Source organism: Pseudomonas sp. NPDC090752 (genome assembly GCF_055584805.1).
This window is the reverse complement of sequence record NZ_JBVJLI010000001.1, coordinates 78,716-93,676: the sequence shown is the minus strand read 5'-3', so window position 1 is coordinate 93,676 and position 14,961 is coordinate 78,716. Positions and strand designations below refer to the sequence as shown.

Here is a 14,961-nt window from a genome sequence, read left to right as displayed (position 1 = left end):
GGTTTATACCCACCAGTGCCTGTGCCGTCAATTCAACGCTGGCTTGCCGGGTATTTCACCTTTGCCTGAACGCACTGCCAGCACGGCCACCAGGGAGATTGCCACAGTCCCCAGCAGATACAACGCGACCGGCTGCCAGCTGCCGTTGTAGCGGCTGAGCAGGAAGGTGGCGATGAGCGGTGCGGTACCGCCAGCCAATGCGGCGCCCAGCTGGTAACCCAGTGTAATGCCGGTATAGCGCACACGGGTGGAGAAAATCTCCGAACTCATGGTGCCCAGCACGGCGGTGACCGGCGCCCACAGCACACCGAAGGCGATCACCGTGGCCAGCATCAGCCCCCAAGTGGTGCGGGTGTCGAGCAGCATGAAATAGGGCACGATGAAGGCGGCAATCAGCAGGATGCCGGCAATATATACCGCCTTGCGCCCCACCTTGTCCGACAGCCAACCCATCAACGGAATCATCAGCGAGGCGACTGCCGCACCGATCATCACCGCATTGAGGGTGGTGACCTTGCTGTAGCCCAAGGTCGTTACTGCGTAGCTGACCACGAAGGTGGAGAAGATGTAGAACGGGGCTGTCTCCACCACTTTCAAGCCAGCAGCGATCAACACTTCGCGCCAGTGATCGCGCAACGTCTCGACCAGCGGCATCTTGGCCACGTTGCCGGTCTCCTTGGCTTTCTTGAAGTCTGGTGTTTCATCCAAGCCATGGCGAATCCACAAGCCGAGGAACACCAGGCCCGCGCTGAGCACGAACGGCACACGCCAGCCCCAGCTCATGAATTGGTCTTCCGGCAGCATGGCCATCAGGCTCACCGCCATGGTCGCCAGGAGCATGCCCACCGTCACCCCCACCTGCGGCACACTGCCGAACAGCCCCTTGCGCTTGGCCGGCGCGTACTCGTAGGCCAGCAACAAGGCGCCGCCCCACTCGCCACCAATGCCCAGGCCCTGAATTACACGCAAGCTGATCAGCAGGATCGGTGCCCATACACCTATGTGCTCATAGGTGGGCAAACAGCCGATCAGCACCGTTGCGCCACCCATCAACGACAGGGTGATGACCAGGGTTTTCTTGCGCCCGATGCGATCACCGATGTGGGCAAACAGTACACCACCGATGGGCCGGACGAAGAACGTCAGGGAAAACGACAAGTACGCCAGCAACAGGCCGACTACCGGGTCGAAGGTGGGGAAGAACAGCTTGTTGAATACCAGGGCGGCGGCGGTGCCGTAGAGGAAGTAGTCGAACCATTCGATGGAACTGCCAGTGAGGCTGGCGACCAAGGCTCGGCCACGCCCCTGGATTGCAGAGGGGGTTGCACTGGATGGCGTCATTCGAGTCTCCGTTTTTTTGATGTTATGTCGGCGAGCACTAGGTGAATAGGCGCAAGAGAGCAACCGGGTTGCACCGTTGCCAGCTGATCTTATTCAAAGCGTGAAATAAGGTGCAACCTAAGTTAAACGATTAACCATCAAATAAATCAGATAAATTTTGGAGAAGCCCTCTTTTGATCCGCTAAAACAGGATAAACAACTGCACTCACCAAAATGGTGCAACATGACCACAGAGTCACAAGAGCTGATCTTTATTGTTCATCCATTCAAAGTTGCACCTGGTTGCACCCAAAGCGGTAATGCCCTTAATCTAAAAACATCACAACAACAAACACTGAGGGCATCCAATGAACGTGCTTTTTATTGGTTATGGGCGCATGGGTGGCGCGCTGGGCAACGCCTGGCTTGCGTCTGGGAAGGTCGAGCAACTGATCATCGTCGATCCGGGGATTGCGCCTGATGCTGCGGCAGGCCGGTATGGCCGGCTGGAGGATTTGCCTGCGGACCAGGCCTTCGACGTGATTGTCCTGGCAGTGAAGCCGGCTTACGCCAGCGAGGCACTGGCCGGGCTGAGTGATCGACACTGCGAGCGGGCCGTGGTGGTCTCGGTAGCGGCGGGCATCACACAAGGCACCTTGAGCCGTGCGCTCGGCGGACGCAGCCCAGTGGTACGGGCCATGCCTAATACTCCAGCGCTGTTGGGAGCGGGTTGCACCGGGCTGTATGCGACCGAGCAGCTGGACACGCCGCGCAGAGCCATCATTGGCCAATTGTTCGAAGCAGTCGGCGCAGCTTATTGGGTGGACCAAGAAAAACAGCTGGATGCCGTTACCGCCATTAGTGGCAGCGGGCCGGCGTATTATCACTTGTTCAGCGAGGCACTCGCTGAAGCCGGAATAAACTTGGGCTTGGCACCTGAACTGGCGCGAAACCTGGCAGCGCAAACCGCATTTGGCGCAGCGACATTGCAACATCAAGCGCATGCCGATTTCACCGAACTGCGAGTTGCCGTCACTTCGCCAAATGGCACTACAGCAGCGGCTATCGAGATACTTGAAACTCAGCAGCAACTTCGTGAACTGGTAAAGTCAGCAACTTGCGCTGCACACCGGCGATCGGTGGAATTGTCAGAAGGCGCTTGATTGCCGCCACTTCCAACATCAATTGATCAATAAAAAGCCGCCCTGGAACCCAGCGGCGGCTTGTCGGAGCGCAATGCCTTAGAACGGCATCTTGAAGCCCGGTGGCAGCTGCATGCCCGCAGTCATGCCGCCCATTTTTTCCTGGCTGCTCTGCTCGACCTTGCGCACGGCGTCGTTCAGTGCTGCAGCGATCAGGTCTTCCAGCACTTCCTTATCGTCTTCGTCGGTCGACATCAGGCTTTGATCGATGCTGACGCGCTTGACGTCATGACGACCGGTCATCACCACGCTGACCAGGCCACCACCGGATTGGCCAGTCACTTCGGCGTTGGCCAGCTCTTCCTGCATCTTGGCCATTTTTTCCTGCATCTGCTGGGCCTGCTTCATCAGGCCGGCCATGCCACCTTTCATCATGGGGTATACCTCGATTGGGTCGTGTGATGCGGCCCGGCACACGGCCGGCCGCATGGTTGTCGATTACTGGCCCTGGCTGACCAGGGCTTGTACAGGCTCAATAGTATCCTGCCGCACGGTGGCACCGAACTGCTTGATCATCTGCTGGATCAACGGATCCTGCTCGATCGACGTTACGGCGTCCTGCTGGCGCTCGGCACGCTTGCGCGACGCTGCCTGGGCCGGGGTTTCCTGCTCAGGCAAGATCAGCTCGATGCGCAGGTTCAGGGTGCGGCCCAGGTGCTGGTTGAGCGCATCGTTCAGGCGACGCTGCTGGGTAGCGTTGAACAGCGCACCCTGGCCCGGGTCCAGGTGCAGCAGCCAGTCGTCACCGTCCGCAGCGATCAGTGTACAGTTTGCGGCGATGTTGCCTGTCATACCGGACACAGGCAACAGTGGGAATAATTCCAGCCATTGCAGAGCCAGGCCCGTGGCGGGTTTGGCTGCGGGTAGCGGCTCAGGGATGGCGACGGGAGCCTCTTCCTGGACATGCTCGACCAACTCATCCAGATAGCTGAAGCCAACCGGGTCGCTGTCGCCGCCATAGTAGTCCTCATCCATCGGCGGCTCGTCATCACGTTCCATGCCTGCCGAGGCGTAGGCAGACGGATCGAATGGCGGCTCGTCGTAGCCCGGCGCGACATTTTGCGGCTTGGCGGCTGCAGGCGCAGATTCCGGCTCAGGTTCTGGTTCTGGTTCTGACTCCCGCTCTGGCTCAACAGCCACCGCTGCAGGCTTGGCAGCAGGCTCTTCCCAGGGCAGGTCGATGACCTCCACCACGGCTGCAGGCTCAGGCTCAGGCTCGACGATTACTTGCGGCGCAGGCGCTGCCTCGACCACAGCTGTAGGCGCCACGGCAACGACGGTTGGCGCCTCGACAGCCTCCGCCGGCGCTGCCACCGGGGTTGCAGGATCAGCTGTGGCCTGGCTGATCCCCACCGGCTTTAGTACCGGTTTTGGCGCATCGTCGCTGTCGGCCGGGCGGAACGCCAGCATGCGCAACAGGACCATTTCGAAGCCACCGCGCGGGTCCGGCGCCAAAGGCAGATCGCGACGGCCGATCAAACCCATCTGGTAGTAGAACTGCACATCCTCGGCCGGTAACGCAGCGGCCAGCGCCAACACCCGCTCGCGATCACCCTGGCCGTTGTCCACCGCTTCCGGCAGGGCCTGGGCGATGGCCACGCGGTGCAGCACATTGAGCATTTCGGCCAGCACGCCACTCCAGTCCGGCCCCTGCTCGGCGAGATTGCGCACCGCTTCCAGCAGTGCCCGCGCATCCCCCTCCAGCAGCGCTTGCAGCACGCCATAAACCTGGCCGTGATCGAGGCTGCCGAGCATCGCACGCACATCGGCGGCCAACACCTTGCCTTCGCCAAAGGCGATGGCCTGGTCGGTCAGGCTCATGGCGTCACGCATCGAACCATCGGCAGCGCGGCCCAGCAGCCACAGGGCGTCCGGCTCGAACGGCACGTTCTCGGCCGCAAGCACGTGGCTCAAGTGCTCAACCACGCGCTCCGGGCTCATGTTCTTCAGCGAGAACTGCAGGCAGCGCGACAGGATGGTGGCTGGCAGCTTCTGCGGGTCAGTGGTGGCGAGGATGAACTTGACGTAGGGCGGCGGCTCTTCCAACGTCTTGAGCAAGGCGTTGAACGAGTGAGTGGAGAGCATGTGCACTTCGTCGATCAGGTAGACCTTGAAGCGCCCACGGCTCGGCGCGTACTGCACGTTGTCGAGCAGTTCGCGGGTATCTTCGACCTTGGTGCGGCTGGCGGCGTCGATCTCGATCAGGTCGACGAAGCGGCCTTCATCGATCTCCCTGCAAACCGAGCAGGTGCCACACGGCGTGGAGGTGATGCCGGTTTCGCAGTTCAGGCATTTGGCGATGATGCGCGCAATGGTGGTCTTGCCCACGCCACGGGTACCTGTAAACAGGTAGGCATGGTGCAGCCGCTGGTTGTCCAGGGCATTGATCAAGGCCTTGAGCACATGGGCCTGGCCGACCATTTCGCGGAACGAGCGCGGACGCCATTTACGTGCAAGAACCTGATAACTCATCGAAAAACCATCGCAGCCTGATCCAGCGGAAGATCGCTAATGCTAGCGGAGCGGGGCCAAAATTGCACCCTGCATGGTTCGTCTACGCTAAGTTACTGGCGCACGTTGTTCAGGGAGGATGTGCCTTGCGAAGAATGCTGGCCTTGTTGCTGCTGTGGAGTGCCCACAGCCTGGCAGAACAGCCCGTGCTGCGCTTCTCGGTGGCCGAGAGCTGGAGCATGCCGTTGGTGCGCGTCGAAGGTGAGCAGCCGGTCGAAGGGCTGATGTTCGACCTGATGCAAGCCATCGCCCGCGAAGCCGACGCCCGCCCCGAGTACCACGTCATGGCCCGCCTGCGCCTGAAACAGGCGATGGACGAGGGTGATATCGATGTGCGCTGCTATGTGAGCACGCAATGGTTCAATGATCGGCCGGGGCATTTTGTCTGGAGCATACCGTTGTTTCAGCAGCGCGATGTGCTGGTGGGGCGACCGGGCGACAGGGATGCCATTGGGCCGGAGCAATTGTCGCAGCAGGCGCTTGGTACGGTGCTGGGGTACACCTACGCCACGCTGGAACCGCTGTTCGCCCGCGGGCAGTTGCACCGTGAGGACAGCCGTAGCCAGGAATTGGCGCTGCAGAAGCTGCAGATAGGGCGTTATCGGCATGCGGTGAGCAATGAGCTGTCGTTGCAGTGGTTCAACCGGCGGTTGCCGGCCGAACAGCATTTGCAGGCGCTGGCGGTGCTGGAAGAGCAGGCGCTGGGGTGCATGGTGAGGGATGATCCGGCGCTGCCGACGCAGGGGGTGTTGCGGGCGCTGGTGAGGATGAAGGAATCGGGGGAGATCGAGCGGATTACGCGGCGGTATGGGGCGGCGGTTTATTCGGGGGAGGTTTTGGGGGTTCGGCCTTGAATGGGGGTGGACCTTGGAGCTGATCGCCTTGATGGTGATGTCGTTCATCAGATCGAGCGCCGTCCGCGCGGCGCATCGCGAGCAACGCTCGCTCCCACGTTTGTTTCTGGCCAATTATGTCTGTGGGATTTGTGCGCGGCCGCCTTGGTGCCCGACGCGGTACCGAGTCATACAAACAAGGCGGTCGCGCGCGCCTGTCACTGACATAACTGTCCGGAAACAAACGTGGGAGCGAGCGTTGCTCGCGATGCGCCGCGCGGGCGGCGCTCGATCTCAAGAACGAAAAAACCCTCAAGACAAGCACCTGCCAGCCCTAACGCAATCTAACCCGCAGCCCCCGCTCAACCGCCATCGCCACCGCATCCGCCTGCCCCCAGGCGATCTGCATCGCGCGCAACCCATGCTCCAGCTGCTGCCGCGCCTCCTCATCCTCAATCCGCTCCAGCGCCCGCCGACTGTCGCTATAGGCGAACATCAAATAATGCGAAACATTCATCAACACGAATTCCATCGGCACGATGCCTTCGCTGATGGCGCGGGAGAGGGATTTACCTGGAGGGAGTTCAAAAGTGTGGGGTGGATCAGGAACAATTTTTTTCATGACAGCTCCACGTTATCTGAGCTGCGCCCTTCTGCTTCCACGCATGAGGGGTGGCAGCTGTACACGGAGTGGAAGACCAGGCACGTGGGACACCCGGCAGGTACGAATACCTCCCGCGCACAGCTGCCATAAACGACAACCGCCCAACGTTACCCAACCCAGGCTTCCACACCCGATCGCTGAACCGACAGCGACCGCAAAAGCCTATAGAGCGAGGTTTCCAGGAACAATCAGACGGGTGTCGACAGGCTGCGTAGGATAATTCACCAACCCTTCATTTTGGAGCAGGAGAATTCCGAGAATTGAGCAGGCCGTTTGGCACGAGGCGGATAGATTTTCCGACCCCAGAAATGGAGGCGGCCCCACCAGCCACACCCCGGCACTCGATGTTCCCGCTATGGCTGCTCCCTTCCGGGCCTTACCATGTGGCATGCAAGCATGCTCAGTAATTAATGCGGGCCTTATTGGGGCAAGGGTTTCAGGCTGATGAGGCAGCCAGAGTTTTAGCCGTACGCGCACCCAGCATGGGTGCTCAAAACTTGGGGTGTAGCTAGCACTGTCACACTTTGCTGTAACACTTTGGTGTCACACCCATGGCCTACATCATCAAGCGCGGGGCGCTCTACTACCCGAATCTCAAACTGCCAAAGCGCCTCTTTCCGAGGTATAACACTTTGCGTTTGAGCCTGAACATTCGGCATCGTCAGAGCGCCCTGTTCGTTGCTACATCGCTGGCTCAAAGGCTGCACCACTACCTAAGCGAGCACCCTTTAGCAGACCTTCAGACGCGACGTGCGATGTGTGGTAACCGTACGTAGAACACATCTTGCGTAAACTTGCCATCCACCTCCCGATGCGGAAAAGTTAACGATCTCATCGGCCTTTTGCGTCAGCACATCCTTAAGGTACCCTTCTAGGCGATGTCGCTATACCGTTTGCCAGTATCCTATCCAGACCAGAAAGCGGGCTATTGCCCCCTCAAGCATTCAAATTGTCAGGGAGACATCGGGTGTTTTTATGGCATATTGTGCCGTCGTGGCAGCAGATTGAAGATCGGATAAGGCGGGAAATGGGCTATCAAAGTGGTGCCCGATATCGGAACCACTGGGGTGAACCTGTCCCTTCCCTGAGCCTCAATATCCGCCGCGTTGCAAGCATCCGCTCTGCGTTTCATCAGGCTGAGTGGCAAGCGAGTGACCTACTTCGCCAACGTTTCGCCGATCTCGACATTTCCAGCATCCTCAAAGACCTCATCGATGTTGTCACGCAGATGGCAATGATCGTCGCTGGTAGCACCTTGACCGGAGGTGCTATCGGCGCCGGTGTGGGTACATTCTTTGGAGGTGCTGGCGCTGTTCCGATGGGGGCTGCGGGAGCTGCAATGGGTTTGCAGGCTAGCAGCTGGATACTGGGGATACTTGGCCTGCAGTCTATTGCAGAATTTTTCGTCGAAGGCTTGCCGCGCATTGGCAGTTATTATCTGACAGGAATTAAAACTGCATGGGAAGGAACACGAGGTGATGATGGTTTAACCCCATTCAGCCAGGATGATCCCCTAGCAATTCGAAGCGCTGCCCATAACATCGCGCTAGGCCACGTTGAAGTCGTCATTCTGTTACTGGGCGCCATTGTCGAATACTTGACTCGTGGTAGAGGTAACGCTGGCAGGCTAGCATTAGAGATGCGTGCCAGTCCAAAAGGGGCAAGAATTGGCCAGTGGATGGTCGAGCATGAAGATGCGTTGAAGCGCAGACCTGACCTGCAAAAGGCGGAGCCGCTCAGAGGGCCGCTGGCGAGCCAGAAGTCACCTCCAAACCACTCAGAGAGAAGAGACAAAGAGCCCGCCAAGGGTAAGTCGAACACCATGCCGCTGCATGAGGTTGAATGCTTCAAGGCAGATAAAATGCCTGCCTCCAAAATTGGCGAGTTCGAGCGGCAGTTGCAGGGGCAAGAGAACGGGTTAAATCGACTTACTGTTGATGAGTATTTGAAGAATATTGCTAATCCCGTGAAACGAAGCCCTGCGGCTGCTAAAAAGGCACGCAAGGATCTACAAGATCAATTGGAAGAGCGTTTTCTGAATGATTTTCCAGACTTGGATGTACTCGAAGCAGAGGAAGCTGCAATTAAAAAAGCCAAGGAAACGATGGCAAACCTTGCTGGGCTGCACAACCCCGATCTGAGTGCTGGTGGCAAGGATATCATTGGCGACTTCGGTGACCGACAGGTTAACTCCAGCATTGGGCCTCAGTGGAGACCAAAAATTCAAAACCTTAAAGCAGCTGCTGAGAAGGTACCTGAATCCTTGCGGGATTCAACTTTCCTCAACGTGAAATTACACAAGTGCTGAAGGAGGCATCCGTGGACAAAGTATTTGCTAGATTCCTAGAAAAGTTTGGTGGCCCGGTTGATCGTCAGGAAGTGCCAGCTTCGAGTATCGAGCGTTATAGGGGTAAACTACCCAATCAGCTTTTGGAATATTGGGCTGAGCACGGCTGGTGCGGATACGGTGATGGAATTTTTTGGATAGTGAACCCGCAAGAATACGAAGGGGTGGTGGCTTCGTGGCTTGAAGGAACGGAATTTGAAAAACGCGACACTTACCACCTGATTGCCCGTGGAGCGTTCGGCGATCTCTATCTATGGGGCGAGAAAACGGGATTTTCACTGAAGATAACCAGCGTCTTTTCGCGATGCGTAATTCATGACTTTGAACCCACCCCCGAGCAAATGGATCGTAAGCTTCAAGACTTTATCGTGTCCAGAAAAGTGGACTCTAACGATGTGGAAGATTTGTTCAAGACGGCAAGAAAAAAGCTCGGCACTCTTTGCCATGATGAGATGTATGGTTTTGTTCCAGCGTTAATGCTTGGTGGGTCGGCATCCCTTGATCATGTTGATAGACTAAAAGCAGTGGAGCATTTAATTCTGCTGTCTCAGCTCGCAGAGCTTGAGCCATATAGTTTTTAAGGCATGCTTGCCGCCTGAAGTATCTAAGCTAGTTGCCACTTATGCGGCAGCAATTGATCGATTTCACTGACCCGCTGCGTCGGCAGCCGCATCAAAACGTCTTTGAGGTAGGCGTACGGATCGTGCCCACTCAGCTGGGAGTGAAGTTGCTGCGGGCTGATCTCGATAGAGCGGCATCCATTTGCGGATGACGTTGGCATTGATGCCGTGGCTGATGGCGACACTGGACACGGTTGCGCCAGGTTGCAGGCATTCTGAACGACTTGGGCTTTGAATGGTTTCGGATAAGAGCTTCGTTGGCGCATGGGAATCCTGGCGATAAGGGTGATCGCGTCCGCTTAAAATACGCGGACACCATCGCCCTTAAAGCTGGAGTTCGGAAGGTGAGTTCGCCGGACGCTTACACATCGGCAAACTATTCGTACAGCGAAATAGTCCCTTTCAGCTGTTCTGCAAATCCGTAAATATCATCCACAGACCCAATCGGATGACGCGTCTCGTTCTTCTCAGCATCGAAGATACCTATGTACTTCTGGCTGCGATTGAAGTGAAGGCGGCAAATCGGCTTACGATTGTTATCGTCCAACAGAATCCCGAAGTAACTTTGGGTATCACGATGAACGATCCGCTTTGCATCCACGACCGCCCGCACAATTGCCTTGACGATATGGAAGCCTTCAAGCTCCTCAAGGGTGGTCTGGATACGGTCATCGTCGGCTTCCTCAGCAGACTCAGGGGCCGTTGCCGCTTGAACGGCCATCATCGCATAAGACGGCTCGACCGCACCGCTCATAGCCGATTTCAGCCTGTCGTTGATCTGATCTCCTAGGAATTGAATTGCCGCCTTCCTAGTCAAGGTAGTGAACTGCTCTCTCACCTTCTGGGTAATGATCCCGTCGTAGACCCGAGTAGCGAAGAACTTCACAAACTCGTCACTAGGCTGGCTGAACTGCGAAGCCATCTCTTTCTTGATCTGGCCAACGTACTTCAGCTCACCAGCCGCACTGATAATCGAGTCCACATCGAACGCAGACTTGGTTAGCTTCTGAAGTTCAGGGAGGGCGTGCTCGTCCAGATCGAGAAGGTCCAGCTCCAAGAACGGCTTCTCATCCATCTTGTTAGGGGCATCGAGGTCGGTGAAAAACCGGTAGACCTGGCCGTTGGTGAGGATCGAGATACGGGCAGTGGTGACGTGGAAATAGCGGAAGAGCTGGCTCGCGTGATTGATATGCAGTGGCTCACCGATCTTCTTGCACTCGATCAGGATCTGAATCTCGCCGTTCTTCATGATGGCGTAGTCGATCTTCTCACCCTTCTTCGTTCCCACGTCGCAGACGTACTCGGGTGTCACCTCCGAAGGGTCAAAGACGTCATAACCCAAGACGGAGTTGATGAAGGGCATGACAAAGGCGATCTTGGTCGCCTCTTCTGTCTGGATAGCAGGGCCCTGCTGGCGGATCTTGGCTGATAATGCGTTCAGTCGCTCTAAGAATTCCATCTCTTGCTCCTCGCTCAGATGCCACATCCTAGTAGCACAGCTACCGTACTGGCAATTGCAAATCACAGCGAGGGACAAGGACAAACCGCCACATGAGCGGATGACAGGGCGGTGCCGAGATTGGCGTAATGAGAAGGGATTGGAGAGACGAGATGACGAAGCTAAAATGCTCAGCACAGTGCACCACTTAGGTGCACTACGGCACTGGTCCACTTCGAAATTTTAGCGAGAAAAGCCCTTTAGAATTAAGGACTTATAGAATGGAGGCGGCCCCACCAGCCACACCCCGGCACTCGATGTTCCCGCTATGGCTGCTCCCTTCCGGGCCTGACCAGGTTAACGGGTAATCAATGCGGGGGGACCGATGGGGCCACCACTACGCGGCTCGCCAAGCAGCGAGCCGCGCCATTGTACCGGTCTGGGGCGAAGTTACAACCTCTGCGGTAGAAAAAGTCATCATTTCTCAATGACTTGTCCAGATTGGAAGGGCTGCCTCGGCCTCTTCGCGGGGCAAGCCCGCTCCCACAGGGGGTGTTTCAGCGATCAGACGGAGATGCCCTGCTCGCTCAGGAACACGACGAACGCATCTTCATCCAGCACCTTCACACCCAGCTCGCTGGCCTTGGCCAGCTTGGAGCCGGCGCCTGGCCCAGCTACAACGCAATGCGTCTTGCCGGAAACCGAACCCGCCACCTTGGCACCGAGGCTTTCCAGCTTCTCCTTGGCGATGTCGCGGCTCATGCGCCCCAGCGTGCCGGTCAGCACCCAGGTCTGGCCAGCCAGCGGCAAACCTTCCGCGACTTTCTTCTCGCTGTTCCAGTGCATGCCGAAGGCCAGCAACTGCGCTTCGATATCACGCGCCAGTTGCTGATTGGCTTCGTCCTTGAAGAACTCGCGCACGGCGTCAGCCTGCTTGGCCGCCAGGGCCTGGCGCAAGTCGATACCGTCAGCGGCGATGATCTTGTCCAGGTTGTCGAGTTTGGCCACCAGCTTTTCCGCACCCGTTGGCCCCACCGAGGGGATATCAAGCTTGGCGATCATCCCGGCCAGGGTGGTGCTCGCCGCGAACTCGGCGGCCAGCTCACCTTCATCCTGCAACTGCATGCCACTGGCCAGCAATTGCTCGATGACCTTCTGGTTGTGCTCGTCTTCGAAGAAGTTGTGGATTTCGTACGCCACTTCCAGCCCGATGTCCGGCAGATAGGTCAGCACCTGCGGCAATGCTTGCTGTACCCGCGCCAGGCTGCCCAACGAGCGGGCCAAGACCTTGGCGGTTTCCTCACCCACGTCCGGGATGCCCAATGCATAGATGAAGCGCGCCAGGCTCGGGCGCTTGCTGGCCTCAATGGCATCCAGCAGCTTCTTGCTGGAAACTTCGGCAAAGCCTTCGAGGCCGACGATCTGGTCGAATTCCAGCTTGTACAGGTCGGCCGGCGATCCGATCAGGCCTTCGTCCACCAACTGCTCGACGCTCTTCTCGCCCAGGCCATCGATATCCATGGCGCGGCGCGACACATAGTGAATGATCGCCTGCTTGAGCTGGGCACCGCAGGCGAGGCGACCGACGCAGCGGTACACTGCACCTTCGCTGGTGGTTTCCTTGCCCTTGCTGCGCTTGACCAACTGGGTACGCTCGACCTGCGAGCCACATACCGGGCACTCTGTGGGCACCTGAACCGGGCGGGCATTTTCAGGACGCCGTTCGAGTACCACCTGCATGACCTGCGGGATCACGTCACCGGCACGGCGGATGATCACCGTGTCACCAATGCGCAGGCCCAGGCGGGCGATTTCGTCCATGTTGTGCAGCGTGGCATTGGACACAATCACACCGGCCACCTTGACCGGCTTCAGGCGTGCCACAGGCGTTACTGCACCGGTGCGACCAACCTGGAATTCAACATCCAGCACCTCGGTGAGCTCTTCCATGGCTGGGAATTTGTGGGCGATGGCCCAGCGCGGTTCGCGAGCGCGGAAGCCCAATTCACGCTGGGACGCCAGGCTGTTGACCTTGAACACCACGCCATCGATCTCATACGGCAGGCTGTTGCGCCGCTCACCAATGTCGCGGTAGTAGGCCAGGCATTCTTCAATGCCAGCGGCATGGCGCAGCTCACGGCTGATCGGCAGGCCCCACGCCTTGAGCTGTTCGAGGATGCCGATGTGGCTGTCGCCGATGCTGGCCGAGACCTGCCCCACGCCGTAGCAGCAGAACTCCAGCGGGCGGCTGGCGGTGATCTTCGAGTCCAGCTGGCGCAGGCTCCCGGCTGCGGCGTTGCGCGGATTGGCGAAGGTCTTGCCACCGGCCTCGGATTGGGCGGCGTTGAGGCGGTCGAAACCGGCCTTGCTCATGAACACTTCGCCTCGCACTTCTAGCACCGCCGGCCAGCCTTCGCCCTGCAGCTTGAGCGGAATGTTGCGCACGGTGCGCACGTTGGCGCTGATGTCTTCGCCCGTGGTGCCATCGCCACGGGTTGCGCCCTGCACCAATTGCCCATCACGATACAGCAGGCTTACCGCCAAGCCATCGAGCTTGGGCTCGCAACTGAAATCGACTGCACCCGGCTGGTCCAGGCCATCCACGACACGGCGGCCAAATTCCCGCAGGTCGGCTTCCTCGAAGGCGTTACCCAGGCTGAGCATGGGCACTTCGTGGCGCACCTGGCTGAACGCGGCCAGAGCGGCACCGCCGACACGTTGGGTCGGCGAGTCAGGCGTTATCAGATGCGGGTGCTCGGCTTCGAGGGCCTTGAGCTCGTTGAACAGGCGGTCGTACTCGGCGTCTGGCACGCTGGGCTCGTCGAGCACGTAGTAACGATAATTGTGCTGATCAAGCTCGGCGCGCAGGGCGTGGATTCGGGATTCGGCGTTCATTCTTCAGGTTCTCTTGCAAAGCAAAAGAGCAGCCCTAGGCTGCTCTTGCGCTTGAAACGAAGCGAGCAAGACCAGGGCATGGTCCGCTCGCTCAATGACATCAGCGTTTCTGGGTCAGCGCGCGGCGCTCGAACTCGACGATGCGCTGGCGGTAATGCTCGATGGTCTGCGCGGTTAGCACGCTGCGCTGGTCATCCTTGAGTTCGCCATCGAGCTCGTGGGCCAGCTTGCGCGCTGCTGCGACCATCACGTCGAAAGCTTGCTTCGGATGACGCGGGCCTGGCAGGCCGAGGAAGAAACTCACCGCACGGGTGCTGAAGTGGTCGATGTCGTCCAGGTCGAAAATGCCGGGCTTGACCGCATTGGCCATGGAGAACAGCACTTCGCCATGACCGGCCATGCTTTCATGGCGGTGGAAAATGTCCATTTCGCCGAAACGCAGGCCACTTTCGAGAATGTTCTGCAGCAGCGCCGGGCCCTTGAAACCACCTTCATCGCGGGAGATCACGCTGATCACCAGCACCTCTTCCACCGGCGGCAGCTCCTTGGCGGGATTGCCACTGGTAGCAAAGCCGTTGCTGCGCTTGTCGTCGGCGGCAAAATCGTCGTTGCTGTCGGCGAACAGGTCTGGCTCACGCGGCTCGGCCACCAGGTCCAGGTCGCCCTGCGGCTGAACTTCGGCGGTACGCTTGCCACGCTTGCTGGCCTTGGCCGGCTTCGGTTCACGTTCGCGCTCACGCACAGGAGCGCTGAGCGACGGCAAGTCGCTTTCGTCCAGCTCCGGCTCCTTCTGGGTCTCCAGCACCCGCGACGGGCCGAGTACTTCAGCGCCGCCCTCGTCGTCCGGCACATTGGAGTAACTGCGGTCCAGACGGAATTTCAATTTGCCTTTTCCGCCGCGCATGCGGCGCCAGCCGTCGAAAAGAATACCGGCGATGACAATGATGCCGATGACGATCAGCCACTCGCGCAGACCGATTTCCATGTAATCCCGTGCCTCTATAAAATATGCTTGAAAACAAAGGCTTCAAAGCCCTTTAACACGTGGCGCCAACTCTATGTTCTGACAGGCGTTTTACCCACGCAAAAAACGAGTGACATTAAGCTAGCACGACCAAAGACAACTTTACA

The 14,961-nt window shown here is 58.4% G+C and carries 11 protein-coding genes, 1 other RNA gene and 2 pseudogenes; 4 read left to right on the top strand and 10 right to left on the bottom strand.

Features of this window, described 5'->3' with window-relative positions; all coding sequences use genetic code 11:
• Nucleotides 1-27 precede the first annotated feature (27 nt).
• The gene (locus ACZ6YA_RS00450) at nucleotides 28-1,341 is read right to left on the bottom strand and encodes an MFS transporter (protein WP_465894730.1); all 1,314 of its coding nucleotides are present in this window, start codon (nucleotides 1,339-1,341) and stop codon (nucleotides 28-30) included.
• A 347-nt stretch (nucleotides 1,342-1,688) separates the two neighbouring features.
• Here ACZ6YA_RS00450 and proC point away from each other — a divergent pair, with 347 nt between their 5' ends.
• Nucleotides 1,689-2,483 carry a pyrroline-5-carboxylate reductase gene (gene proC / locus ACZ6YA_RS00445; protein WP_465894729.1) on the top strand — a complete coding sequence of 265 codons (795 nt, stop codon included), beginning with the start codon at nucleotides 1,689-1,691 and terminating at the stop codon, nucleotides 2,481-2,483.
• 78 nt (nucleotides 2,484-2,561) lie between these two features.
• On the opposite strand, the gene ACZ6YA_RS00440 is transcribed toward proC, so the two are convergent.
• Together ACZ6YA_RS00440 and dnaX are read right to left on the bottom strand one after the other, a co-directional pair.
• Nucleotides 2,562-2,897: a YbaB/EbfC family nucleoid-associated protein gene (locus ACZ6YA_RS00440; protein ID WP_008093501.1), complete on the bottom strand. Its 336-nt coding sequence runs from the start codon at nucleotides 2,895-2,897 to the stop codon at nucleotides 2,562-2,564.
• Between the two features lie 63 nt (nucleotides 2,898-2,960).
• Complete coding sequence (gene dnaX / locus ACZ6YA_RS00435) at nucleotides 2,961-4,994, bottom strand: DNA polymerase III subunit gamma/tau (protein ID WP_465894728.1); 2,034 nt, start codon at nucleotides 4,992-4,994, stop codon at nucleotides 2,961-2,963.
• Between the two features lie 125 nt (nucleotides 4,995-5,119).
• Here dnaX and ACZ6YA_RS00430 point away from each other — a divergent pair, with 125 nt between their 5' ends.
• Entirely contained in the window at nucleotides 5,120-5,887 is a 768-nt protein-coding gene (locus tag ACZ6YA_RS00430) for a substrate-binding periplasmic protein (protein WP_465894727.1), read from the top strand.
• 313 nt (nucleotides 5,888-6,200) lie between these two features.
• On the opposite strand, the gene ACZ6YA_RS00425 is transcribed toward ACZ6YA_RS00430, so the two are convergent.
• Nucleotides 6,201-6,488, bottom strand: a complete 288-nt coding sequence (locus ACZ6YA_RS00425) for a hypothetical protein (RefSeq protein WP_465894726.1) — start codon at nucleotides 6,486-6,488, stop codon at nucleotides 6,201-6,203.
• Nucleotides 6,489-7,497: 1,009 nt separating this feature from the next.
• On the opposite strand from ACZ6YA_RS00425, the gene ACZ6YA_RS00420 reads away from it, so the two are divergent.
• Both ACZ6YA_RS00420 and ACZ6YA_RS00415 read left to right on the top strand, forming a co-directional pair.
• On the top strand, nucleotides 7,498-8,838 hold the full coding sequence (locus ACZ6YA_RS00420) for a DUF6861 domain-containing protein (protein WP_465894725.1): 1,341 nt from the start codon (nucleotides 7,498-7,500) through the stop codon (nucleotides 8,836-8,838).
• Between the two features lie 11 nt (nucleotides 8,839-8,849).
• On the top strand, nucleotides 8,850-9,458 hold the full coding sequence (locus tag ACZ6YA_RS00415; RefSeq protein WP_465894724.1) for a GAD-like domain-containing protein: 609 nt from the start codon (nucleotides 8,850-8,852) through the stop codon (nucleotides 9,456-9,458).
• Between the two features lie 23 nt (nucleotides 9,459-9,481).
• Here ACZ6YA_RS00415 and ACZ6YA_RS00410 read toward each other — a convergent pair.
• The 6 genes and pseudogenes from ACZ6YA_RS00410 to zipA form a co-directional block, all read right to left on the bottom strand.
• Nucleotides 9,482-9,592: pseudogene (locus ACZ6YA_RS00410) on the bottom strand (transposase domain-containing protein); the annotation flags it as partial.
• 22 nt (nucleotides 9,593-9,614) lie between these two features.
• Nucleotides 9,615-9,707: pseudogene (locus tag ACZ6YA_RS00405) on the bottom strand (transposase); the annotation flags it as partial.
• Nucleotides 9,708-9,873: 166 nt separating this feature from the next.
• Nucleotides 9,874-10,956, bottom strand: coding sequence for a type I restriction endonuclease (locus ACZ6YA_RS00400; protein WP_465894723.1), 1,083 nt, complete (start codon nucleotides 10,954-10,956; stop codon nucleotides 9,874-9,876).
• Between the two features lie 270 nt (nucleotides 10,957-11,226).
• Nucleotides 11,227-11,323, bottom strand: an RNA gene (gene ffs / locus ACZ6YA_RS00395) — signal recognition particle sRNA small type.
• 176 nt (nucleotides 11,324-11,499) lie between these two features.
• Nucleotides 11,500-13,830 (bottom strand): NAD-dependent DNA ligase LigA, encoded by a 2,331-nt coding sequence (gene ligA / locus ACZ6YA_RS00390; RefSeq protein WP_465894721.1) that lies wholly within the window; start codon nucleotides 13,828-13,830, stop codon nucleotides 11,500-11,502.
• A 100-nt stretch (nucleotides 13,831-13,930) separates the two neighbouring features.
• Complete coding sequence (zipA, locus tag ACZ6YA_RS00385) at nucleotides 13,931-14,815, bottom strand: cell division protein ZipA (RefSeq protein ID WP_465894720.1); 885 nt, start codon at nucleotides 14,813-14,815, stop codon at nucleotides 13,931-13,933.
• Nucleotides 14,816-14,961 lie beyond the last annotated feature (146 nt).

What these genes read in the sequence shown, in the direction of transcription:
- zipA (WP_465894720.1), bottom strand. Translation starts at nt 14,815, where the DNA reads ATGGAAATCGGTCTGCGCGAGTGGCTGATCGTCATCGGCATCATTGTC.
- dnaX (WP_465894728.1), bottom strand. Translation starts at nt 4,994, where the DNA reads ATGAGTTATCAGGTTCTTGCACGTAAATGGCGTCCGCGCTCGTTCCGC.
- ACZ6YA_RS00400 (WP_465894723.1), bottom strand. Translation starts at nt 10,956, where the DNA reads ATGGAATTCTTAGAGCGACTGAACGCATTATCAGCCAAGATCCGCCAG.
- proC (WP_465894729.1), top strand. Translation starts at nt 1,689, where the DNA reads ATGAACGTGCTTTTTATTGGTTATGGGCGCATGGGTGGCGCGCTGGGC.
- ACZ6YA_RS00425 (WP_465894726.1), bottom strand. Translation starts at nt 6,488, where the DNA reads ATGAAAAAAATTGTTCCTGATCCACCCCACACTTTTGAACTCCCTCCA.
- ACZ6YA_RS00440 (WP_008093501.1), bottom strand. Translation starts at nt 2,897, where the DNA reads ATGATGAAAGGTGGCATGGCCGGCCTGATGAAGCAGGCCCAGCAGATG.
- ligA (WP_465894721.1), bottom strand. Translation starts at nt 13,830, where the DNA reads ATGAACGCCGAATCCCGAATCCACGCCCTGCGCGCCGAGCTTGATCAG.
- ACZ6YA_RS00450 (WP_465894730.1), bottom strand. Translation starts at nt 1,341, where the DNA reads ATGACGCCATCCAGTGCAACCCCCTCTGCAATCCAGGGGCGTGGCCGA.